This is a genomic window from Streptomyces mobaraensis NBRC 13819 = DSM 40847, from assembly GCF_017916255.1.
Lineage (GTDB): Bacteria > Actinomycetota > Actinomycetes > Streptomycetales > Streptomycetaceae > Streptomyces > Streptomyces mobaraensis.
The window spans coordinates 37,733-60,563 of sequence record NZ_CP072827.1 but is presented as its reverse complement, the minus strand read 5'-3'; the positions used below and the strand labels follow the sequence as shown (position 1 = coordinate 60,563).

The following is a 22,831-nucleotide window of genomic DNA, read 5'->3' as shown; positions in this document are numbered from 1 at the left end:
CGATCAGCGCCGGAGCGTCACCGCTCCGGACGGCCCGGGTGCGCGCCCCGCAAGGTGGCCAGGCGCCGCGCGTACTCCTCGTCGATCTCCCCGCGCGCGTACCGCTCCGCGAGGATCCGCTCGGCGTGACCGGATACCGGGCCCTCCCGGCGGTCGGCTCCCCGGCCGCCGTGCGGCGGCCGGGCGAGCGCCCGGAAGAGCAGCACCACGACGGCGATGACCAGCGCCCGGAACAGGACCATCCCCACCGTCATCGCGAAGACGCCCCAGCCCCCGACGCCATGGCCGTACCAGAACATCGCGCTTCACTTCCCCAGTCGGTTCCAGGGTCCGGGCGTCCGCCCCCGGGGCCCACCTCCATGGTCCCTCGCGGCGCGGCGTCAGCAGATGCGGGGCAGCTGTTCGCCGAGCGGCATGTCGATCACGCGCCGGGCTCCCACGGCGGTGCGCAGGACGACGCGGCCCGGGTGCCCGTCGGCGGGGAGGACGTCCCCGACGCGGACGGCTCCGGTGCCCTCCGGCAGGGAACGCAGCGCGGCCAGGGCCGCGTCGGCGGCGTCGGGGGCGACGAAGACGGTCATGCAGCCCTCGTTGGCCACGTGCAGCGGGTCCAGCCCGAGCAGGTCGCAGGCCGCCGCCACCGGTGGCGGCACCGGCACGGCGCGCTCGTCGACGTCGATCACCACCCCGGAGTCGCGCGCGACTTCGTTGAGGGCGGCGGCCAGTCCGCCGCGGGTGGGGTCGCGCAGGACGCGCAGCCGGTCGCCGAGCGGGGCGAGCGCGGCCACCAGGCGGTGCAGGGGACGGGTGTCGGAGGCGATGTCGGCCTCGAAGCCCAGGCCCTCCCGCGTGCTGAGCACCGCCGTGCCGTGCAGCCCGATCGGGCCCGACAGCAGGACGGCGTCGCCCGGGCGGGCGCCGGCGGCGGACGGGGAGAGCCCGGGGAGGCGTCGGCCGATCCCGGTCGTGGTGATGAACAGCCGGTCGGCCGCGCCCCGGCCCACGACCTTGGTGTCCCCCGTGATCACGGGGACGCCGACGCCCCGGGCCGCTTCGCCCAGCGACCGCAGGACGGCCTCCAACAGCCCCAGTTCCAGGCCCTCCTCGACGATCAGGGCCACCGACAGGGCGAGCGGTTCGGCGCCCCGCATGGCCAGGTCGTTGACGGTGCCGTGGATGGCGAGGGAGCCGATGTCGCCACCGGGGAAGAACAGCGGGCTGACGACGAACCCGTCCGTCGTCATCACCAGGTCGCCGGATCCCGGCAGCAGCGCGGCGTCCTCCAGCGGACCTGCCCGCCCCCCGAAGGCGGGCAGGACCGTGCCCTCCAGGAGTTCGGCGGTGAGCCGGCCGCCGGCACCGTGACCGAGCAGGACGCGCTCGCCCTCCGGGCGGGTCACCGGGCATTCCGTGATCATGAACCGTTCCCTTCCCCGACGCCGACGACACCGGTGACGCCGGCCGCCACGCGCCCGGCCGCGTGGAACGCCGCGCAGGTGCCCTCGGCCGACACCATGGGCGCCCCCAGCGGATGGCGGGGCGTGCACCGCGTTCCGTAGGCCGTGCAGTCGGTGGGCAGCAGCGCGCCGGTGAGGATGCCGCCGGCGACGCACTCCGGGTGCTCCGCCGGGCGCAGCCGGTCGACGTCGAACCGCCGCGCGGCGTCGAAGGCGGCGAACTCCGGGCGGAGTTCCAGGCCGCTGCGCGGGAGGTCGCCGATGCCGCGCCAGGAGCGGTCGGTGACCTGGAAGACGCGGGCGACGGCCGCCCGCGCCGCGCCGTTGCCGCCGCGGCGGACGGCCCGCGCGTACTGGTTCTCGACCTCGGCCCGGCCCTCCTCCAGCTGCCGCGTGGCCATCAGGATCCCCTCCAGCAGGTCGAGCGGTTCGAAGCCGGTGACGACCACGGGCACCCGGTGGCGGGCCACGATCGGCTCGTACTCCGTCCACCCCATGACCGCGCAGACATGCCCGGCCGCCAGGAACGCCTCGACCCCGCACTCGGGGGAGTCCAGCAGCGCCGTCATGGCGGGCGGCACGAGCACGTGGCTGACCAGCACGCTGAAGTTCCGCAGTCCCAGGCGGGAGGCGTGCAGCACGGCCATGGCGTTGGCGGGGGCCGTGGTCTCGAAACCGACGGCGAGGAAGACGACGTCCCGGCCCGGGTGCTCCTCGGCGAGCCGGACGGCGTCCATGGGCGTGTAGACGACGCGGACGTCCGCGCCGCGCGCCCGTAGGGCGAGCAGGTCGGTGTCGGAGCCGGGGACGCGCAGCATGTCGCCGAAGCTGGTGAGGATCACCCCGGGGCGGGCGGCGATGGCCATGGCTCTGTCGAGGGTCTCCAGCGGGGTGACACAGACCGGGCAGCCGGGCCCGTGGATCATGCGCATGCCCGCGGGGAGAAGCTCGTCGATGCCCTGGCGGACCAGCGTGTGGGTCTGGCCGCCGCAGACCTCCATCAGCCGCCAGGGGCGGGTGGCGGTGCGGTGGAGCTCGTCCAGGAGCCGGCGGGCGAGCTCCGGGTCGCGGTATTCGTCGAGGTACTTCACACGGCTGTCCTCACGCTCGTTCGACGGTCAGGTCCAGGAAGTGGGCCGAACAGGAGATGCACGGGTCGTGGTTGCGGATGGCCCGTTCGCACAGCCGCGTCAGCTCCGCGTCGGTGGCGTCGCCCCGCCGCAGCCGGTCCTGCACGATCCGGCGCAGGTCCTCCTCGATGGCGCCCTGGTTCTGGGAGGTGGGCGGGATCAGGCGGGCGTCGGTCACCAGTCCTTCGGCGTCGAGGACGTAGCGGTGGTAGAGGGTGCCGCGCGGCGCCTCGGAGGCGCCGTGGCCCGTCCCGGCCCGGGGCGGGACGTCCACGGCCGGGCGCGACGGGCGCTCGTACGCGTCGATCAGGCGCAGTGCCTCCTCCACCGCGTACAGGACCTCGACGGCTCGGACGACGACGCTGCGGAAGGGGTTGCGGCAGACCTCGCCGGAGGCGGGGTCCGCCAGTCCGGCGGCCCGGGCCGCGTCCCGGACGGCGGGCGGGAGCAGATGACCGCTGACGGCGTACCGGGCCAGGGCGCCGGTCAGGTGGCGCCTGCCGTCCAGCCGGGCCTGGAGCGCGGTGGAGTACGGGACCTGTTCCTCGACGACGTGCGTGGTGAAGTCCGCGAGGGGGAACGTCCGGCGGGCCTGGCCGGCGCCGTACGGCAGGACGGTCGGCACGCCCGTCTCGATGGCGTACGTCCCCGGCACGGACAGCGCGAGCAGGTCGGCCTCGCACTCGGCGTCCGGGAAGTCGAAGCCCGCCACCCAGGCGACGGTCTCCAGCGCGTCGTCGCGGGCCCGTCGCAGCCGCTCGGCCAGCGGGCGGAAGTCGGCCCGCGCGGGCGCGTGGTGGAAGCCGCCGACGCGCACGTTGACCGGGTGGATGGAACGGCCGCCGAGGAACTCCATGATGGAGTTGCCGGCTTGCTTGAGCCGCAACCCCCGTTCCACGTCGGCCCGGTGGGTGCGGGAGAGGTCGATCGCGCTGTCGCGGCCGAGGAAGTCCGGCGCGTGCAGCAGGTAGATGTGCAGGGTGTGGCTCTCGATCCACTCCCCGCAGTACAGGAGCCGCCGCAGGGCGGCCGGCCGTTCGTCGACGGTGACGCCGCAGACGTCCTCGATCGCGTGGCAGGCGCTCGTCTGGTACGCGACCGGGCAGATGCCGCACACGCGGGAGGTGATGTCCGGCGGCTCGGTGTGCCGGCGCCCGCGCAGGAACGCCTCGAAGAAGCGCGGCGGCTCGTAGATGCGCAGCTCGGCCCCGGTGACGGTGCCGTCGTCGATCCGCAGGCGCAGCGCCCCCTCGCCCTCGACGCAGGCGCAGCGCCCCCTCGCCCTCGACGCGGGCGAGGGCGCCGACGTGCAGGACGCGCGAGCCGCGGTGCGTCACGGGGACTCCTCCCGTCCGCCGAGTGTCCCGGGCGGTTCGATCGCCGCGAAGTCGTCGACGTTGAAGGTGTGCAGGAAGCGCAGGATGTCCTCGTCGCTCATGCCGTCGCTGCGCAGCAGCGGGATCATCGCGGGCATGTTCGGCGAGCCCGACGGGCCGAAGCAGCCGTAGCAGCCGCGCCCGTAGGCCGGGCACAGGGCGCCGCAGCCCGCGTGCGTCACCGGGCCCAGGCAGGGGGTGCCGTGGGCGACCGGGAGGCAGGTGGTGCCGCGCCGTTTGCAGGCGAAGCAGACACTGTGGTCCGGGATGTCGGGGCGGCGGCCGGCGAGGAAGGCGGTGACGACCTCGATCAGCTGGCCGCGGTCGATGGGGCAGCCGCGGAGCTCGAAGTCGACGGGGACGTGAGCCGAGATGGGGGTGGAGGTGGCCAGGGTCTCGATGTACTCGGGTTTCGCGTAGACGACGGCCCGGAACTCGGTGACGTCGGCGAAGTTGCGCAGGGCCTGGACACCGCCCGCCGTGGCGCACGCGCCGATGGTCACCAGGTGGCGGGACTCCGCGCGGACGCGCCGGACGCGCTCGAGGTGCTCGGGGGTGGAGACCGACCCTTCGACGAGAGCGAGGTCGTACGGTCCCGGCCGGATGTCGCCCGACGCCTCGGCGAAGTGGGCGATCTCGATCCGGTCGGCCAGCGGCAGCAGTTCGTCCTCGCAGTCCAGCAGGGTGAGCTGGCAGCCGTCGCAGGACGCGAACTTGAACACGCCGAGCCGGGGACGGGGGCGTGCGGGCGCGGTCATCTCACAGCTCCCGCACGGCGAGCAGGGGTTCGGCCCGGTCGTGTCCGACGACGGGACCGTCCCGGCACAGCAGCAGGGGGCCGAGCTGGCAGTGGCCGCAGTGGCCGGTGGCGCAGTGCATGTTGCGTTCCAGGGAGACGCGGATGTGCCGGGCCGGGACGCCGCGGTGGAGCAGTTCGCGGGCGGTGGCGCGGATCATCACCTCGGGGCCGCAGACGAAGGCCGTCGTCGTGGCCGGGGTGAACTCCGCCTCGTCCAGGAGCGAGGTGACCACGCCCACGCGTCCCGTCCAGGCCGGGGCCGGGCGGTCCACCGTCACTCCGCGGTACGGCCGGGCCCACCCGGGCAGTTCGTCCCGGTAGAGCAGGTCCTCGGGGGTGCGGGCGCCGATGAGGACGTTCAGCCGACCGTACGCGCGGGGTGCGGCGAGCGCGGCGTGGACGAGTGGTCGCAGCGGGGCGAGGCCGATGCCGCCCGCCACCACGAGCAGGTCGCGGCCGGCGGCGGCCGGCAGGTCCCAGCCGGTGCCGAACGGGCCCCGCACCCCCACCTCCGTGCCCGGGCGGGCGGCGCACAGGGCGCGCGACACCGCGCCCACCCCACGGATCGTGTGGGTCAGCGTGCCGTCCCGCAGCCCGGCGACGGACACCGGGATCTCGCCGACCCCGAAGGCGTAGAGCATGGCGAACCGGCCCGGGGCGAAGTCCGGCAGCGCCTCGCCGGCCGGCCGCAGCTCGATCGTGCGGGTGTCGGTGGTCTCCGGCCGGTTGTCCACGACCCGGTAGGGCACGGGGGTGGCGGTCACGGTGTCGGTCCGCTGCCGTAGGGGCCGTAGAGGTCGAGGAGCCGGGTGCGGGCGGCGCGCAGGCGGCGGCCGATGACCTCGACGACGTAGGTGAGGAGGGCGTGGTCGAGTTCGTGGTCGCGCTCGCAGAGGGCCAGCACCTCGGCGGCGTCGAACTCCCAGGCCCGTACCGGACTGATCGCCTCCGCGCCGAGGTGCCACCGGTGCGGCGGACACAGCCAGGACCAGCCCAGCATGCGCCCCGGGCCGAGGGTCTCGACGACCGCGGGCCGGCGGCCGGGCACGTGCATGTCGAGGTTGACGTTGCCGGTGCGCAGGATCCAGAAGCGGTCGGCCCGGCCGCCCTCCTCGAACAGGCGTGCACCGGCGTCGAAGGACACCTCGCGGCCCAGCTCCGTCAGCCGTTCCCGGGGCCCGTCAGGCAGGGCGGCCAGCACTCCCGAACGATTCACGACGCCGCGTCCTCTCCGCCGCCGGCCCCGCCCTCCAGGGCCTCCCGGTGCAGCGCGTGGGCCTCTTCCGTGATGTCGATCCCGACCGGGCACCAGACGATGCACCGGCCGCAGCCCACGCAGCCGGAACTGTCGAACTGGTCCCACCAGGTGCCCAGTTTGTGAGTGAGCCACTGGCGGTAGCGGCTCCGCCCGCTGCTCCGGACCGAGCCGCCGGGCAGATGTGTGAACTCCAGGTCGTAGCAGGACTCCCAGCGCCGCCAGCGCTCGGCATGGTCACCGGTCAGGTCGGTGACGTCCTCCGTGGTGGTGCAGAAGCACGTCGGGCAGGCCATGGTGCAGTTGCCGCAGGTCAGGCAGCGGGCGGCGACGTCGTTCCAGCGCTCGGCGTCCAGGGTCCCGGCGAGCAGCGCGCGCAGGTCGGTCTCCGGCATCGTCCGGCCCATCCGCCCTGCGGCGGCCTCGACGCCCTCACGGGCACGCGTCCGCGTGAGGCCGTCGGCGGGCCGGTGCGGCAGGGACGCGAGGACGTCCGCGCCCTCCTCGGTCCCGGCGCGGGCCAGGAACCGGTGCCCGGCCTCGTCCACCACCTCGGTCAGGGCCAGGTCGTAGCCGGGGCGGGCGGCGGGTCCCGTGTCCATCGAGGCGCAGAAGCAGGTGGCGCCCGGCTCGGTGCACTCGACCACCACCAGGAACGCGCCGGCCCGGCGCTCTCCGTAGGCGTCGTCCCGGTGCCGGCCGCCGAGCATCACCCGGTCCTGGATCTGGACGGCCCGCAGATCACACGGGCGTACGCCCAGAAAGGCGAACGAGACGGGCTCCGGGCGCTCCGCGCGGACCGTCAGTCCGCCGTCGGGCGCGCGGTCGGCGGTCCACTGCCGGACGCGCTCGGGATGCAGGAAGTTCTTCCACGACTGGGGGCCGGCGCTGTGCGCGAACGCCGCCGTGTCGGCCCTCCGCCTGGTCCGGTAGCGGCCCGCCTCCAGCTCCACGCCCCAGCCGTAGGGCAGCTCGTCGGCGGACTCCAGCTCGGCCAGCACGATCGCGCCGTCCCGCTCCGTCGGCCCGACGACCGTACGGCCCCGGGCGCGCAGCTCCCGCACCAGGGACCCGACGCCGTCCCGGTCCAGCACGCACGCCGCTGCGTCGGCGTGCGGCGATGCCGTCGCGGAGGGCATGGCGGCTCCTGCTCACTCGAAGAGCCCGAAGGGCTCGAAGGGGCGGTGGTGTCCCCAGCCTGACCGTGCCCGCGGCGCCCCGCACGCCGAGCGCGCAGGGAGGGGCGGCCGACCGGGCGTCAGCGCAGGCGCCGCAGGTACGGGTCGTACGCCGTGTGGGGCGCCAGCCGCACCCGGGCGTCCAGCGCCATCACACCGTCCGGGCGGGGCACCACCGGGTTGAGGTCGGCCTCGGCGAGCTCCGGCAGGTCGCAGGCCATCCGGGACAGGCACAGCAGCAGGCGTTCGAGCGCCTCCAGGTTGACGGGGACGCCGCCGTGCCGGCCCGACAGCAGGACGGAGCAGCGCGGCGCGGTGATCAGGTCGTCCAGGTCGTAGGCGGTCAGCGGGGCGAGGCGGGCCGCGTGGTCGGCCAGCACGTCGGTGGCCGTGCCGCCCTGTCCGAAGAGGACCAGCGGGCCGAAGACCGGGTCCTGGACGACGCCCGCCACCAGCTCCAGGACGTGCGGCGCCTGCGGCTGCGCCACGACGCCGGAGAGCCGATCGCCGAAGCGGTCCGCGAGGTCCCGGTACGCGGACCTGACCCGCGCCTCGCCCTGGAGGTCGAGCCGGACGGCCCCCTCGGCGGTCTTGTGCACCAGCCCCGGCCAGTGCGCCTTGAGCACCACCCGGCCGTCGGGCCCCGCCAGGCGCGCGGCTGCCGCTACGGCGGCCTCTTCGCCGCACACCCACTCCCAGTCCACCTGCGGAATGCCGTAGCGGCCGAGCAGCCGCGCGCACTCGACCGGATCGAGCCAGCCGCCCTCGGGCCGCTCGGCGAGCCACGCGGCCACGTCCGCGCGGGCCCCGTCCACGTCGATGCCCGCCGGCTCCGGCGGCAGGCGCTGCGGACGGCTCCGCCGCCGGGCGTAGGCCGCCGCGTACGCCAGGGCCCGGGCCGCGTCCTGTGCGTCGGTGTACACGGGCACCGCCCCGCCGCGCTCGGCCGGCAGTGACTCCACCCGCGCGGACCGGTCCACGAGGACCAGGGCCGTCGTACGGGGTGCCCGGTCCGGCGCGTGGGTGAACGCCCGCACCGGGTCGTCGCCGGTCGCCGCGCCGAGCGCCGTCGGGACCAGGACCCCCAGGACCATATCGACGTCCCGGTGCGCCGCCAGCAGGTCCACACAGGCCCGCAACCGGTCCTCCGGGACGGCGGCGGTGGTGTCCACCGGATTGCCGACCGCCGCGCCCTCCGGCAGCACGGCCGCGACCTCCGCCGCCAGGCCCGGTTCCAGCGGACGGACGCTCAAACCGGCCTCGACGCAGGCGTCGGCGGCCAGCACACCCACCCCGCCCGCGTTGGTGACCACCACCACGCGGTCGCCGGCGGGCAGCGGTTGGGTGTGCAACAGGGCAACGGTGTCCAGCAGTTCGCCGATGGTCCGGGTGGCGATGACACCGGCCTGGTGGAAGAGTGCCTGCCGGGTCATCGTCGGAGTGGCGGCGGCGGCCGTGTGCGAGGCCGCCGCCCGCCGCCCGGCCTCGGAACGCCCCGCGTCCACCGTGAGCACGGGCATGCGCCGGCTCACCCGCCGCGCGGTGCGGGAGAAGGCCCGCGGGTTGCCGAACGACTCCAGGTGCAGGACCGCCAGGTCGGTGCGCCCGTCCTCCTCCCACCACTGGAGGAGGTCGTTGCCGCTCACGTCGTACTTGTCGCCGAGCGAGACGAACGTCGACGCGCCGATGCCCAGCCGGGACAGCCCGTCCAGCAGGGCGATGCCCACGCCGCCCGACTGGGTGGCGACCCCGGCCGTGCCCGGGAGCGGGAAGCGGGCGGCGAAGGTCGCGTCCAGCCGGACGTCCCGCTCCCTGTTGGCCAGCCCGAGGCAGTTGGGGCCGACCAGGCGCATGCCGTGCCGGCGGCACGCCGCCCGCAGCCCGGCCGCCTGGTCCGCGTCGAGCCCGGCGGTCACCACGGCCAGCGCCCGTACCCCGCGCGCACCGCACTCCTCGGCGACGGCGGGCACCGCGGGCGCGGGGACGGCGAGCACGGCGAGGTCCGGGGCATCCGGGAGGGCGGCCACGGAGGGGTGGCAGGGCAGGCCGTCGAGGGCGGGACCGTGCGGGTTGACGACGTGCACCGGACCGGTGAAGCCGTTGGCCCGCAGGTTGCGCAGGATGGCCCGGCCGACCGAGCCGGGACGGTGCCCCGCGCCCACCACGGCGACCGACCGGGGGCGCAGCAGCGGCCGGAGGCTGGCGACGTCGGCGGTCCGGCCCCGGGCGTCGAGGGTGTCCAGGTAGCGCTCGTCCGGTACCAACGCGACCCGGACGTGGATCTCGGAACCCACGTAACGCCGCCGCACGGGGAGCCCGAGGTCGGCGAAGACCCGGATGACCGGCAGGTTCTCGCTCAGCGCGTCGGCCGTCAGCACCCGGACGCCCGCGGCGCGGGCGAGGTCGACGAGGTGTTCGAGCAGAAGCGTTCCGACGCCGCGGTGGTGCCACTCGTCCGCCACGGCGAGGGCGGCCTCGGCGGTCGCCGGCCCATCGGCGGGCACGACGTGGTACTCGGCGATTCCGACGACGTCGTCGGCCGTCTCCGCCAGCAGCGCCCGGTCACCGGGCCCGGCGTCCCGGCACAGGGCGTCCGTCGCCCTGCGCGCGAGGAGCGAGCCGCTGGAGAAGAAACGAAGGCGCAGGTTCGCGGGGGACATGTGCTCGTACAGCCGGAGGACCGCCGCGCGGTCCGCCGCGCCGACGGGCCGCACCCGCACGGTCGTCCCGTCGGCGAGCAGCGCGTACACGGCGCCGGCCGGCGACTCCGGGGCACGGGTCATGGCAGGTCGCCTCCTCGGTCTCCAGCATGGACCGGTGTTTCCGGAGCGCGCCAGACCGGCGTCAGCCGGAGCGGGGCAGCGGCTCGCCGAGTTCCCCTTCCACGGCGTCGGCCATGGCCCGCAGCACCTCCAGGGTCCGTTCCGCCTCGGCCTCGTCGACCGTGGTGATGGCGAACCCGACGTGGACCACCACGTACGTGCCCACGCCCGCGTCCGGCGTGTACGCCAGGCACGCCTCGCGGCGCACCCCGCCGAAGTCGACCGTGGCCATCCGCAGCCCCGCGCGGTCGCGGATCTCCACCACCCGTCCCGGAATCCCCAGGCACATCGTCGTCGCCCTTCTCTCAGGTTTCCCTCAGACGGGCCGCGGCGACCGCCGCCTGCCCGTAGCCGATGCCCCCGTCGTTGACCGGTACGGCCGTGCCGACCAGGACCCGCAGCCCTCGGTCCCGGAGGAGGGCCCGGGTCTCCGTGAGCAGGCGGGCGTTCTGGAAGCAGCCGCCGGCCAGGCAGACGGTCGGCGGGGCCCCCGCGCGCACGACGCGGTGGACCAGGTCCGACGTCACCTCGGCCAGTGTGCGGTGGAACGCGGCGGCGAGCGTGCCCGTCCGCTCCCCGGCGCCGGCGCGGTCGAGCACGGCCGCCAGGGTGGGGGCGGGGTCGTACACCCACAGTCCGCCCGCCCGCGCGAGGCGCCAGGGCAGGGCCTCGGCGCGCTCGTCCCCCGCCGCGGCCTCCAGGGCGACGGCCGCCTGGCCCTCGTACGAGGCGTCGTCGCACAGGCCCAGCAGGGCGGCGACGGCGTCGAAGAGCCGCCCGGCGCTGGACGCGCGCGGGCAGTTGACGCCGCGTTCGACCATCGTCCGGACCACCCGGACCTCCTCCGGGCCGAGGCGCCGCTCGAAAGCCCCGGCCAGGGACGGCGGCAGGCCGGGCCCGCCGAGCTCCTCCGTCCCGTACAGGTACCCCAGGGCCATGCGGGCGGGGCGGCGCACGGCGGCCGGCCCGCCGGGCAGCGGGGCGGTGGCGAACCGCCCCGCCCGCCGGTACCGGACCAGGTCGGCGACCAGGACCTCCCCGCCCCACAGCGTGCCGTCGTCGCCGAACCCCAGCCCGTCGTAGGCGACCCCGACGAACGGCCCGTCCAGCCCGTGCTCGGCGGCGCAGGCGGCGACGTGCGCGTGATGGTGCTGCACGGCGATCCGCCGCTCGGCGGGCCGGGCCGCCGCCCACCGGGTGGACAGGTAGCCGGGGTGCGGGTCGTAGGCTACGACCCGGGGCTCGATGCCGGTGAGCCGCGACAGGTCGGCGTAGGCGGTCTCGAAGGCGTCGAGCGTGGTCGCGTCCTCCAGATCGCCGGTGTGCGGCCCCAGGACCGCCCGGGCGCCCGCGGCGAGGGCGAAGGTGTGCTTCAGCTGGGCGCCGGCCGCCACGATCGGCCGGGGGGCCGCGACGGGGAGCGCGAGCGGAGCGGGGGAGAGACCGCGGGCCCGGCGTACCGTCAGCACCGTGCGGCCCACCGGGCGGACCACCGAGTCGTCGTAACGGGCCCGGATCGGCCGGTCGTGGACCAGGAAGCCGTCGGCCACCTCCGCCAGCGCCTCCCGGGCCGCCGGTTCGTCGACGGCGATGGGCTCGCCCGAGCGGTTGCCGCTGGTGACCACCAACGGCCGGGCGAGGTCGCGCAGCAGCAGGTGGTGCAGGGGCGTGGTGGGCAGGAACACGCCGACCAGGCCGGTGCCCGGATGCACGCCGGGCGCGGCGCACGAGCCCGGGCGGGCCGGCGCCAGGACAATGGGCGCCGCCGGGGACGTCAGCGCCGCCAGGGCGGCGGACGGAAGCCGTGCCAGGCGCCGGGCGCCCGCGAGATCGGCGGCCATGACGGCGAACGGCTTGGCCGGCCGCCGCTTGCGGGCCCGCAGCCGGGCCACGGCCCCCGCGTCGGTGGCGTCGCAGACCAGCTGGAAGCCGCCCAGCCCCTTGACCGCCACGATGCCCCCGCCGGCGACGACCGCCTCCGCGGCCCGCAGCGCCGCGTCACCGGTGAGTCCCTCCCACGCCAGCCGCGGCCCGCACGCGGGGCACGCCGTGGGCTCCGCGTGGAAACGCCGGTCGGCCGGGTCGGCGTACTCGGAGGCACACGCGGCACACAGCGGGAAGCGCCGCATCACCGTGCGCTCCCGGTCGTACGGAAGGTCCTCGACGACGGTGGCCCGCGGCCCGCAGTCCGCGCAGTTGACGAACGGGTAGCGGTGGCGCCGGTCGGGGGGGTCGAACAGCTCGCGCAGGCACGCCTCGCAGACGGCGACGTCCGGCGGCACCTCGCGGGCCTCCGGGCGGCCGGTCCCGGTCCGGGCGCTGGGCCGGACGGTGAACCCCGCGCCCGGCGGCGGCGGGGGGCCGGGCGGATCCGCCACGGCGACCCGGCGGACGTCGGCCGTACGCGGGGCCTCCGTGCGCACCAGCCCGACCATGCTCTCCACCGCCATCGGCGGCCCGGCCACGACCATTTCGACGCGGCCGGCGGCGTTGCGGACCCAGCCGTCCAACCCCAACCGGGTGGCCAGCCGGTGGACGAAGGGGCGGAAGCCGACACCCTGCACGCGGCCGGACACTGTGATCATCCGAGCGACCCGCCCCGGGGCCCCGGCCGGGACCACCGCCGCTCCGGGCGCCTCCGTCACCGCCGTACGCTCCGTGGCGCCGCCTCGCCGGCGAGGTACCGGGCGATCTCCCGCCCGATCCGCTCCGCGAGCGGTCCGACCGCCGCCGCGACCGCGGGGCTCAACCCCGTCCCCAGGGAACCGTCGGACCCTTCGACCGCGTAGACGACGAGACGGCGGGGCAGCCGGTCGAGCGCCCGCGCCAGCTCCACCGCCTCGCCCAGCCCCAGGCCGTGGCTGCTCGCCGACTCCCCCCGCCACGCAGGACACCCGTCCAGCTCCAGCCGGTGGACCCGCCCCGGACACCCCGGGTGCGCGTGGGCCGCGTCCACGACCACGGCCAGCTCGACGCCTTCCCACAGCCCGATCAGGCGGCCCGGTTCGCCGTCGCAGCACACCAGCCGGGCGCCCGGCGGCGGTCCGTCGCGGGCCGCGCGCCGCCCCAACCGGCCGACGACCGCCGGTCCGACGCCGTCGTCCCGCCGGAACTCGTTGCCGACTCCGATGACCGTGACACGGCCGGAGGCCGCCGTGGTCCGCTCCCAGTCGCTCAGACCGCCGTCCATGCGAACCACCCTCGCCGAGCCTCCCCGTGCCCGCACCGGGAGTGTTCCGGCCGCCCGCAGAGCCGGACGCCTCGTGATCACCCCTCATCCCGCCCACGACGGACACGAAGGCGTTCCGCCGAACGGGGGCGGCCTCGTCCGTCCGGGCCGGCGCGGGCGCTCGACGAGCGGACCGCGGGCCGGCCCGTCCACGCCGGGACTCGCGGGGGCCGGTCACCGCGTCGCGACAGCGACCCTGCCCGCGCGGCCTCGGCCCGGGCCGCCGGGAGCCTCACCGGTGCGGCGCCACCGCGACGGGACAGGGCGCTGTGGCTGACCCGGCCGAGCTGCAGACCCAGCCGGTCCTGCCGCCGGGTCGCGCCGAGCACCAGCAGGTCGGCGCCGGCCGCCGGCCCGAGCAGCACCCGGTGCGCCGGCCCTTCCGACACCGTGCGCCGGACCGGCACCTCCGGATGCTCCGCCACGGCCTCCTCCAGCACCTCGTCCAGCACGGCGGTCGCCCGCTCCTCGTACTCCCGGACGGCCGGATCGAGCACGCCCAGATCGTCCACCGGCTGCTGGGGGCGGCGCCACGCCCGTACCGCCTCCAGCTCGCAGCCGCGGGCCGCGGCCTCGCGCAGCGCGAACCGGACGGCGGTGGCCGCCTCGTCCGCCTCTCCCACACCGACGACGACCCGGCCGCACATGCCCCTGATGGTGCGCTGCTCGCCTCGTACGACGACGACCGGGCAGTGCGCACGGCCGGCCACCGCCAGGCTCACCGAGCCCAGCAGGAGCGTCGCGACGGCTCCCCGGCCGGAGGAACCGGTCACCAGGGCGGTCGCGCCCCGCGACTCCTCGACCAGTGCCTCCGCGGCGTCGTCCGGCACCGTCACAGCGCTCACCGGGGTGTCCGGCGAGAGCTGCCGGGCCCGCTGCTCGGAAGAGGCGAGGATGCGCCGGGCCACCTCCGCCTCCGCGGGCGGCTGATCGGTGAAGGAGGGCACCGCGCCCTCGTAGCGCTCCCACAGGGACGCGTAGACCACGCGCACGGGGAGCCGGAAGCGGGCCGCCTCCGCCACGGCCCAGTCCAGGGCGGCGAGGCTGCCGTCCGAGCCGTCGACGCCCACCACCACGGGATGTTCCATCGTGTCCTCCGCTTCGCCGGTCTTCACGGGCCGGGCCCCGGTCCGTGCCGTCCTCCCTGCTTCCTTCCAACATCCCCCGCGGACGGTGTCCGGGCACGTCCCGGCGGCGACCCGGGCCGCCGCGTGGCCCAGCGCCGGGAGGGACCCGGGCCTGAATCGGGTGGAGACCGGCCTGGCCGAGGCGGACGCAGCACGCCACCGGGAACGGGACGAGCCGGGGCCGGGGTGAGGTGTGAGACCACCGATGCCGGTCACCGGCCGTCGAGGCGGCAGCATCGGACCGGCCGTCAGCCCTCCCGCCCGGGGCGGTCCGGGGTCCGCACGGCGAGAATCGCCAGGTCGTCGTGGCCGTCGCCGGGGCGTTCGTCGGCCAGGACGCGGCACAGGTGCTCGACCGGCAGCCGGGCGTGGGCCGCGACGAGGGCCGCCAGGGCGTCCAGGCCGGCATCGATCGGATGCCGGGGATGCTCGACCAGCCCGTCCGTGTAGAAGATCACCGTGCTGCCCGGCCGCAGCGGGTGGACGTGGTCGGGGCGCGGCAGGCGGGTGTCCACGCCGAGCGGCAGCCCCGGCTCGGCGTGCAGGAACCGCGTCCGTCCGTCGGGATCCAGGACGAGGGGCGGCAGATGGCCGGCGGCCGACCAGCGCAGGGTCCAGCCGTCGGCCGTGGGTTCCAGCCGGGCCAGGCACGCGGTCGTCACCGGCGACTCGGCGACCGCGTGGAGGGTGCGGTCGAGCTGCGTGAGGATCGAACTCGGCGGGGACCCGCGGTCGTAGAGCAGGGCCCGGAGCATGTTCCGGGTCTGCGCCATGGCGGCCGCGGCCTTGAGGTCGTGCCCCACCACGTCACCGATGACGGCCGCGCAGGCGCCGTCGGGCAGCAGCAGCGTGTCGTACCAGTCGCCGCCCAGATGGTGTCCGGGCGCGGTGGCGGGCCGGTACACGGCGGCCGCGCTGAAGGGACCGAGGTCGGGGAGCCGAGGCAGGAGCATCCGCTGGAACTGCTCGGCGCCGGAACGGACCTGGTCGTACAGGCGGGCGTTCTCGATGGCGACGCCGGCCGCGCCGGCCAGGGCGAGGACCACGGCCTCGTCCTCGTCGTCGAACGGTTTGCCGTCGCGGCGGTCGCACAGGTAGAGGTTGCCGTAGACGCGCCCGCGGACGCTGATGGCGACGCCGAGGAGCGTCTGCATCGGCGGATGGCCCGCGGGGAAGCCCGTGGAGCCCGGGTGGTGGAGGAGGCCGTCGACCCGCAGGGGCACGGGGTGTTCGATGAGGTGGCCGAGGAGGCCCTGGCCGTGCGGCAGGTCCACCCCCGCCAGGGCCCGGCGTTCCCGGTCTTCGAGCCCCAGGGGGAGGAACTCGTCCAGTCCTGTGTGGTCGTCGTTCAGCACGCCCAAGGCGCCGTAGCGGGCGTCCACCAGCTCCATCGCGGCCGAGACGATGCGGCGGAGCACGACCGGCAGGTCCAGTTCGCGGCTGACGGCCAACACCGCGTCCAGCAGTGCCCGCATCCGCTCCTGCGCGCGGTCGAGCCGGCACATCCGTTCGGCGATGTGTTCCGGATCCTCGTCCGGAGCCGGAGGGGGCGACCCGGCTCCCTGCCGACGTTGCCGTTCGTCCTCGCTCATGCCACCTCGTACCGCGCCGGACCCCGGTCTGGGGAGACCGCGGTGACCCCGCGGCCCGGCCACCCTAGGGCATCGTGATCCGCGGGGAGGGTGAAACGGCGGCCGGCCGCCCTTTTCCGGGGGCGCGGCACGGGCGCGCGCGCCGGGTGGCCGCCGGCAGGTCCCGTCGCACCGCGCGTGACGGCCCGGGACGGCGGCCCGTCAGGCCGTGCGGCGGCTGCCGTACGGTCCGTACAGGTCGAGCGGCCTGCTCCTGGCCGACCGCAGGCGTCGGGTTCCCGGCAGCCGCGTCGGCGCCGGGCACGCGGTCCGCGCGCGGTCAGTCCGCGCGCAGCCCGTGGGCCCGGAACCGCTCCCGCACCCGGCGCACCAGCGCCGCGTCCGGCACAGGGGTGTCCCGCAGGGGGAAGGGGATGCCCAGCGCCTCGTACTTGCCCGCGCCGAGCTTGTGGAACGGCAGCACGTCCACGCGCTCCACGCACCCGAGGCCGGCGGCGAACGCCGCCAGCCCCTCGACGTCCGCCTCCGCGTCCGTCCAGCCCGGCACCAGCACGTAACGCACCCACACCCGCGTGCCGAGCGCGTCGAGGCGGCGGGCGAAGCGGAGCGTGGGTGCCAGGGCGCCGCCGGTGAGTGCGCGGTAAGTGCGGGCGTCGAAGGACTTGATGTCGAGCAGGACGAGGTCGGTGGCGGCGAGCAGCGCGTCGTCGGCGCGGGCGCCGAGGTGACCCGAGGTGTCCAGGGCCGTGTGCAGACCGAGCGCCTTGCACCGGCGCAGCACCTCGCCGGTGAACGCCGGCTGGAGCAGCGGCTCCCCGCCGCTGATCGTGACCCCGCCGCCGGAGGCGGCCAGGAACACCCGGAACGTCTCGATCCGGGCCAGCACCTCGTCCACGCCGACGGCCTTCCCGTCCCGCAGGTGCCAGGTGTCCGGGTTCTGGCAGTACCGGCAGCGCAGCGGGCAGCCGCTGGTGAACAGCACGAACCGGGTCCCCGGCCCGTCCACCCCCGTCGACAGGTCCCAGGAGTGGACGCGGCCGGTGGCCGGCCCGGCGGTGCTCACGCCGTCCCGTGGAAGGTGCGGCCGATGACGTCGCGCTGCTGCTCCTCGGTGAGCCGGACGAAGTGCACCGCGTACCCGGAGACCCGGATGGTCAGGTCGGGGTACTTCTCCGGATGCTCCATGGCGTCCTCCAGCACGGCCCGGTCCAGGACGTTGACGTTCATGTGGAAGCCGCCCGCGGCCATGTAGCCGTCCAGCAGGCCGACCAGGTTCGTCACCCGGTCCTCGGGGGTACGGCCGAGCCCGTCCGGGGTGATGGTGGAGGTCAGGGAGATGCCGTCGAGGGCCTGGTCGTAGGGGAGTTTGGCGACCGAGAGGGCGGAGGCCGCCATGCCGTGCCGGTCGCGGCCGTTCATCGGGTTGGCGCCGGGCGCGAAGGGGGCGCCCGCCCGCCGCCCGTCGGGGGTGTTGCCGGTGTGCTTGCCGTACACCACGTTGGAGGTGATGGTGAGCACCGACTGGGTGTGCTCGGCCCCCCGGTAGGTGGGGTGCCGGCGGATTTTGGCCATGAACGCGGTGACGAGGCCGGACGCGAGGGAGTCCGCGCGGTCGTCGTTGTTGCCGTAGGCCGGGTAGTCGCCCTCCACCTCGTAGTCGACCGCCAGGCCGGTGGCGTCGCGGACCACCCTCACCCGCGCGTACCGGACCGCCGAGAGGCTGTCGGCCGCCACGGACAGGCCGGCGACGCCGCACGCCATGGTGCGCCGCACGGGATGGTCGTGGAGGGCCATCTCCAGCCGCTCGTAGGCGTACTTGTCGTGCATGTAGTGGATGACGTTCAGCGCGTCGACGTATGTCCCCGCCAGCCAGTCCAGCATCCGGTCGTAGGCCGCGCACAGCTCGTCGTAGTCGAGGTATTCGCCCGTCAGCGGGGGCGCGGCCGGGGCGACCTGCTCCCCGGTCAGCTCGTCCCGGCCGCCGTTGACCGCGTACAGCAGCGCCTTGGCGAGGTTGACCCGCGCGCCGAAGAACTGCATCTGCCGGCCCACCGCCATGGCCGACACGCAGCAGGCGATGGCGGTGTCGTCGCCGGTGCGCGGCCGCATCAGGTCGTCCGACTCGTACTGGATGGAGCTGGTGTCGATGGATACCCGGGCGCAGTAGCGCTTGAAGCCCTCGGGCAGCGCCGGCGACCACAGCACGGTGAGGTTCGGCTCGGGGGCCGGCCCGAGGTTGTAGAGGGTGCGCAGGAAGCGGAAGGAGGTGCGGGTGACCAGCGGGCGGCCGTCCTCGGCGATGCCGCCGATGGACTCCGTCACCCAGGTCGGGTCGCCCGAGAACAGCTCGTCGTACTCCGGCGTGCGCAGGAAGCGCACGATGCGGAGCTTGATGACGAAGTCGTCGATCAGCTCCTGGGCGCGCGTCTCGTCGATGCGCCCCTCGGCCAGGTCCCGCTCCAAATAGACGTCGAGGAACGTCGAGGTGCGGCCCAGGGACATGGCCGCCCCGTTCTGCTCCTTGACCGCCGCCAGATAGCCCAGGTACAGCCACTGGACGGCCTCGTGCGCGGTGGCGGCCGGGCGGGAGACGTCGCAGCCGTAGCCGGCGGCCATACGCTTGAGCTCGTCCAGCGCCCGCAGCTGCTCGGCGAGCTCCTCGCGGTCGCGGATCACCGCCTCGCCGGACGGCACATCGTCCAGCCGGGCCCGCTCGGCGCGCTTGGCCTCGATCAGCCGGTCCACCCCGTACAGCGCCACCCGGCGGTAGTCGCCGATGATCCGCCCGCGCCCGTAGGCGTCCGGGAGACCGGTGATGACGCCCGCCTTGCGGGCCCGGCGCATCTCTGGGGTGTAGGCGTCGAAGACCCCGTCGTTGTGGGTCTTGCGGTAGGTGCCGAAGACCTTGGTGACGAACGGGTCGGGCTCGTACCCGTAGGCGCGCAGGCCGTTCTCGACCATCCGCAGCCCGCCGTTCGGCATGATCGCGCGCTTGAGCGGGGCGTCGGTCTGCAGACCGACGATCAGTTCGCGGTCCCGGTCGATGTAGCCCGGGCGGTGCGCGGTGATGCCGGCCGGGGTCGCGGTGTCGACGTCGAGGACGCCCTTGCGCCGCTCCTCCGGGAACAGCGCCGTCACGGCGCCCCACACGGCGCGGGTCCGCCCGGTGGGACCGGTCAGGAAGGCGGCGTCCCCCTCATACGGGGTGACGTTCGCCAGGATGAAGTCCCGTACGTCGATCCGCTCCCGCCAGCCCTGGCCGGCGAAGCCGTGCCAGGCGCCCGCCGGAGTGCCGGCCGCGGGCTCGGTCACCGTGGTCATCACTGCCTCCGATCGTCGGTGACGCCGTCCGTCGGCCGGTGCCGCGGGGCGTCCCGCCGCCGATGTTCGTCGCCGGCGGGAGTGCGGGGCCAGGGACTTGAGGTGCCCCGGGCCCCGCCGACGGGCCCCTCCGTCCGCCGTCCCGCCGGGCCGCTGGTCCCGCCCCGGCGGGGGACCTTCGGACCCCGCGCGGGGCCCGCCACGGCCGGTGCCGGGTGGGCAGCCGCTTCGACCAGAGCGGTTCCACGACGCGCCACTCGCCCGCCCGGGAGCCGGGCGGGCGTCACCGGGATCACGGGCGTCACCGGGCGACGGACGGTGCCGGCCGCACGCCGACGTCGACGACGCCGCCGACCGCCCGCACCAGCCGGATGACGAGCGGGACCGGCACCGAGTCCGGCACCGCGCCCGAGAGGGTGACGACGCCTTCGTCCACCCGGACGTCCACCGTGGGCCGACGGTGGGGGAACAGCGGGGCGACGACGTCCGTACGGATCTCCGCGGCGATGTCCTCGTCCTCGCGCAGGTAGACGGTGAGCAGGTCGCCTCGGCTGACGATGCCGGCGAGCCGGCCCTCCGCGTCGACCACGGGGAGCGTCTTGACGCGCGCGCGGGCCATGATCCGCGCGGCCTCGGCGACGGTCGCGTCACCGCGCACGGTGACGGCGGGAGCGCTCATGAGATCCTCCGCGGTCCGCGCGGCCGCCTTCGCCAGGCCGTCCGCGCCGTGGCGGCCCAGGGCGACGGCCGCTCCGACGCCCTCGACCTCCCGCCCGGGTTCGTCCCGGAACTCCTCCCTCGACAGCAGATCAGCCCGGGAGACGACCCCGACCACCCGTCCCTCGCCCGCCAGCACCGGCACGGTCCCGACCCGCCACTCCGCGAGCGTCTTGACGATCTCCTTGTAGACCGCCCGGCGGCCGACGGCGACCACCGTCCGCGTCATCACGTCGCCGACGGTGCGCGGCCCGTGCGACTCGTACGTCATCCCGCTCACCTCGTCCCTGACGCGGCGGTGGACTCCGTGCCGGTCCGCAGGCACGAGACGCGCCGCTGAACGGAGACCACCCCGTCCACCGAGCGGCAGAGACGGCCGATCACGGGCAGGACGCCCGCGTCGTCCGCCTCCACCGTCCCGGTCAGCGTGACCTGGCCCTGGGACACCCGGACCCGCACCGCCGAGGGCGACAGGCCCAGGCACCGCCACAACACGTCGAGCTCGATCTCGGAGCGGATGGCGGCGTCGTCGCGCAGGTAGACCCGCAGGATGTCGCCGCGGCTGACGATCCCGACGAGCACCTCCGCCTCGTCGACGACGGGCAGGCGGCCGAGGTTCCGCTCCGTCATCACCAGGGCGGCCTCCGCCACCGTCCAGTCCGGCCGGGCGCAGACCGGACGAGAGGTCATGAGGTCCGCGGCCCGCACCCCCTCGGCCTTCGCCCCGGTCTCCGGAACGGGCCGGCCACCGGGCGGCCCGGGACGCGGCCGGGCCGAAGCGGCCGACAGGCCGGCCGCCTTGGGCATCAGGTCGGCCTGCGAGACCATCCCGACCACCCGGCCGCCGCCGTCCACGACCGGCACGGCCGTGATCTCGTACTCCGTCAGCTTCCGGACGATCGCCTTGTACGGCGTGTCCGGGCGAACCCGGACCACATGGTGCGTCATAAGGTCGCCGACCGTGCGGTGGTCCACCATCTCAGGCTCCTTCTCGCCGTCCCGATGCTCCACCCGTCAGGCTGACGCCCCGGGCCGGCCGAGGCTCCGGGCCGGTGGACCCCGGTGCCGGGGGCGATGGACCCTCAGCCGTGCGGCACGGGAGGGCCTTCGGCCCCCTCATGCCGGGAGTCGACTGCGGGCGGAACACGGAATCGCGCGTCGGCGAGGGACCGTCGGCCCCCTGTTCCTCCCGCGTCCGGGGCCGCCCGGCGCGGCGCCGCTCTCCGGGTGCTGCACGCCTGGCGGTACTCGGCGGTGCCCGGCCCGCTGCCCCCGGCGGAGTGGTACCGGGACGGCGCGGTCCGGCGGGAGCGGTGCGAGGCCGCCGTGCCGGTGTTCGCGGCGGCGGCGCTGCGCGAGGAGTACCCGGACGTCGAGGTCCGCACGGAATCCGTATCCGGATCGCCCGGGAGGGCGCTGGTCGAGGCGAGCGAGGACGCGGACGTCGTCGTCCTCTGCGTGCGCCGCGCCCGGCACGCCGCCGGGTTCCGGTTCGGTCCGGTCACCCGTTCCGTGCTGCGCGGCGCCCACTGTCCCGTGGTCCTGGTGCCCGTGCCCTGACCCGGCTCGGGGCCGAAGGTCCCGGCCGTGCCCAGGCCATCCGGCCGTGAAGGCGCTTCGGCTGCCGAGGCGCAGCAGCCGCCCAGTGCTGACGGCCTGTCAGTAAAGTCGGCACCAGGTCAGCATGAGGATGAAAAAAGCTGCTGACAGAGGTCCAAGCTCGGGGAGCAGGCTGTCCCGGACGCGGCTGTCGAACCGTCGGGTGCTCGGGCCGGTTCGACGATGAACCGGGCTGGAGGGCCAAGGCCGGCGCGAGCAGCCTGGCCCTTGAGTGTTTGCCCGGTTCAGCGCGCCCTTCCCCGCGGTTTGAGCGGCACCGGCGGCAGTTCGGGAGCCGGCAGTCGGGTGCCCGCGTAGCCATGTACCGTGCCGAAGCGGGAGCCGGCCGTCCAGTCCGATCGGGCCTGGGCGATCTCTTCGTGGGAACGGCCCACGAAGTTCCACCACATGACCAGGTGCTCCTCGAACGGCTCGCCGCCCAGCAGCATGAACGCGCTGTCCGTGTCCGCGCGCAGCGGCAGTTCGCGGCGTCCGCAGCCCAGGTAGAGCAGGGAACCGGGGGCGAGCCGGACGCCGTCCACCTCGGCCTCGCCCGACATGGTCAGCGCCGCGTACTCGAAGTCGGGCTCGACGGGGAGGCGTGCCGAGGCGCCCGCGGGGAGGGAGACGTCGGCGCCGACGATCGGGGTGAAGGTGGTGCCGGGGGAGCGGGCGCCGTCGAGTTCGCCGAGGATGACGGTGGCGTCGAGGCCGCCGCCGTGGACCCGCGGCAGGTCCGCGTGGTGCTCCCACATGGGTGCCCGGTGCCGGTCGGCGTCGGGCAGGGCCACCCACAACTGCGCGCCGTGCAAAAGCCGGGCGTGCTCGCGCGGCGACTCCTCGGAGTGGGCGATGGCCCGCCCGGACGTCATCAGCCCTAGCTCCCGCGGCCGTACCGTCTGGAGGCTGCCGAGGCTGTCACGGTGCAGGACCTCGCCCTCGTGCAGCCAGCTGACGGTCTGCAGGCCCATGTGCGGATGCGGCGCCACCTGCATCCCCGGCCGGTCGGCGATGTCGTCGGGCCCGTAGTGGTCGACGAAGCACCAGGCGCCGATCATGCGCCGTCCCATGCTGGGCAGCAGCCGCCGGACCATGGTGCTCTCGCCCAGCGGGACGCTCTTCGCCCGCAGCAGCTCGTGCACGGGACGCGCGGTGACGTCCTCCCGGCCGCCGCACGGAGTGGGGGCCGGATGAAGATCGAGGTTGCTCATGGCAGCACTGTGCCATGG

At 75.5% G+C, this 22,831-nt stretch carries 20 protein-coding genes; 1 reads left to right on the top strand and 19 read right to left on the bottom strand.

Annotated elements, in window-relative coordinates; translation table 11 throughout:
• Positions 1-17: 17 nt before the first annotated feature.
• The 18 genes from J7W19_RS00275 to J7W19_RS00190 all read right to left on the bottom strand — a co-directional run bounded on the left by J7W19_RS00275 (position 18) and on the right by J7W19_RS00190 (position 20,981).
• Complete coding sequence (locus tag J7W19_RS00275; protein ID WP_004946989.1) at positions 18-299, bottom strand: SHOCT domain-containing protein; 282 nt, start codon at positions 297-299, stop codon at positions 18-20.
• Positions 300-380: 81 nt separating this feature from the next.
• Positions 381-1,418, bottom strand: coding sequence for a hydrogenase expression/formation protein HypE (hypE, locus tag J7W19_RS00270; RefSeq protein WP_004946986.1), 1,038 nt, complete (start codon positions 1,416-1,418; stop codon positions 381-383).
• Complete coding sequence (gene hypD / locus J7W19_RS00265) at positions 1,415-2,548, bottom strand: hydrogenase formation protein HypD (protein WP_004946983.1); 1,134 nt, start codon at positions 2,546-2,548, stop codon at positions 1,415-1,417. Before hypD ends, hypE begins: the two co-directional genes overlap by 4 nt.
• A 10-nt stretch (positions 2,549-2,558) precedes the next feature.
• Positions 2,559-3,830: a Ni/Fe hydrogenase subunit alpha gene (locus J7W19_RS00260; RefSeq protein ID WP_106429649.1), complete on the bottom strand. Its 1,272-nt coding sequence runs from the start codon at positions 3,828-3,830 to the stop codon at positions 2,559-2,561.
• Positions 3,831-3,920: 90 nt separating this feature from the next.
• Positions 3,921-4,721 (bottom strand): NADH-quinone oxidoreductase subunit B family protein, encoded by an 801-nt coding sequence (locus tag J7W19_RS00255; RefSeq protein ID WP_004946978.1) that lies wholly within the window; start codon positions 4,719-4,721, stop codon positions 3,921-3,923.
• Between the two features lies 1 nt (position 4,722).
• Positions 4,723-5,526 carry an FAD/NAD(P)-binding protein gene (locus J7W19_RS00250; protein WP_004946976.1) on the bottom strand — a complete coding sequence of 268 codons (804 nt, stop codon included), beginning with the start codon at positions 5,524-5,526 and terminating at the stop codon, positions 4,723-4,725.
• The gene (locus tag J7W19_RS00245; RefSeq protein ID WP_004946973.1) at positions 5,523-5,978 is read right to left on the bottom strand and encodes a Crp/Fnr family transcriptional regulator; all 456 of its coding nucleotides are present in this window, start codon (positions 5,976-5,978) and stop codon (positions 5,523-5,525) included. Before J7W19_RS00245 ends, J7W19_RS00250 begins: the two co-directional genes overlap by 4 nt.
• Entirely contained in the window at positions 5,975-7,156 is a 1,182-nt protein-coding gene (locus tag J7W19_RS00240) for a 4Fe-4S dicluster domain-containing protein (RefSeq protein ID WP_004946970.1), read from the bottom strand. The genes J7W19_RS00245 and J7W19_RS00240 overlap by 4 nt, the downstream gene beginning before the upstream one ends.
• A gap of 119 nt (positions 7,157-7,275) precedes the next feature.
• Entirely contained in the window at positions 7,276-9,978 is a 2,703-nt protein-coding gene (locus J7W19_RS00235) for a bifunctional acetate--CoA ligase family protein/GNAT family N-acetyltransferase (protein ID WP_004946969.1), read from the bottom strand.
• A gap of 61 nt (positions 9,979-10,039) precedes the next feature.
• A complete protein-coding gene (locus J7W19_RS00230; RefSeq protein WP_040890402.1) occupies positions 10,040-10,306 on the bottom strand; it encodes a HypC/HybG/HupF family hydrogenase formation chaperone in 267 nt (88 codons plus the stop codon).
• A gap of 16 nt (positions 10,307-10,322) precedes the next feature.
• Positions 10,323-12,602: a carbamoyltransferase HypF gene (hypF, locus tag J7W19_RS00225; RefSeq protein ID WP_210455233.1), complete on the bottom strand. Its 2,280-nt coding sequence runs from the start codon at positions 12,600-12,602 to the stop codon at positions 10,323-10,325.
• A gap of 56 nt (positions 12,603-12,658) precedes the next feature.
• Positions 12,659-13,207 carry a hydrogenase maturation protease gene (locus J7W19_RS00220; protein WP_004953374.1) on the bottom strand — a complete coding sequence of 183 codons (549 nt, stop codon included), beginning with the start codon at positions 13,205-13,207 and terminating at the stop codon, positions 12,659-12,661.
• 77 nt (positions 13,208-13,284) lie between these two features.
• Positions 13,285-14,334 carry a universal stress protein gene (locus J7W19_RS00215; RefSeq protein WP_051072749.1) on the bottom strand — a complete coding sequence of 350 codons (1,050 nt, stop codon included), beginning with the start codon at positions 14,332-14,334 and terminating at the stop codon, positions 13,285-13,287.
• 287 nt (positions 14,335-14,621) lie between these two features.
• Positions 14,622-15,878 carry a PP2C family protein-serine/threonine phosphatase gene (locus J7W19_RS00210; RefSeq protein WP_004953368.1) on the bottom strand — a complete coding sequence of 419 codons (1,257 nt, stop codon included), beginning with the start codon at positions 15,876-15,878 and terminating at the stop codon, positions 14,622-14,624.
• Positions 15,879-16,284: 406 nt separating this feature from the next.
• A complete protein-coding gene (pflA, locus tag J7W19_RS00205; protein WP_004953366.1) occupies positions 16,285-17,028 on the bottom strand; it encodes a pyruvate formate-lyase-activating protein in 744 nt (247 codons plus the stop codon).
• Positions 17,025-19,286: a formate C-acetyltransferase gene (gene pflB, locus J7W19_RS00200; protein WP_004953363.1), complete on the bottom strand. Its 2,262-nt coding sequence runs from the start codon at positions 19,284-19,286 to the stop codon at positions 17,025-17,027. The genes pflA and pflB overlap by 4 nt, the downstream gene beginning before the upstream one ends.
• Before the next feature lie 301 nt (positions 19,287-19,587).
• A complete protein-coding gene (locus J7W19_RS00195; RefSeq protein ID WP_004953360.1) occupies positions 19,588-20,274 on the bottom strand; it encodes a CBS domain-containing protein in 687 nt (228 codons plus the stop codon).
• A gap of 5 nt (positions 20,275-20,279) precedes the next feature.
• On the bottom strand, positions 20,280-20,981 hold the full coding sequence (locus J7W19_RS00190; RefSeq protein ID WP_004953359.1) for a CBS domain-containing protein: 702 nt from the start codon (positions 20,979-20,981) through the stop codon (positions 20,280-20,282).
• A 96-nt stretch (positions 20,982-21,077) separates the two neighbouring features.
• Here J7W19_RS00190 and J7W19_RS00185 point away from each other — a divergent pair, with 96 nt between their 5' ends.
• Positions 21,078-21,563, top strand: a complete 486-nt coding sequence (locus J7W19_RS00185; RefSeq protein WP_078588246.1) for a universal stress protein — start codon at positions 21,078-21,080, stop codon at positions 21,561-21,563.
• Between the two features lie 284 nt (positions 21,564-21,847).
• Here J7W19_RS00185 and J7W19_RS00180 read toward each other — a convergent pair whose 3' ends face one another.
• Positions 21,848-22,813, bottom strand: coding sequence for a pirin family protein (locus J7W19_RS00180; protein ID WP_004953351.1), 966 nt, complete (start codon positions 22,811-22,813; stop codon positions 21,848-21,850).
• Positions 22,814-22,831: the final 18 nt, after the last annotated feature.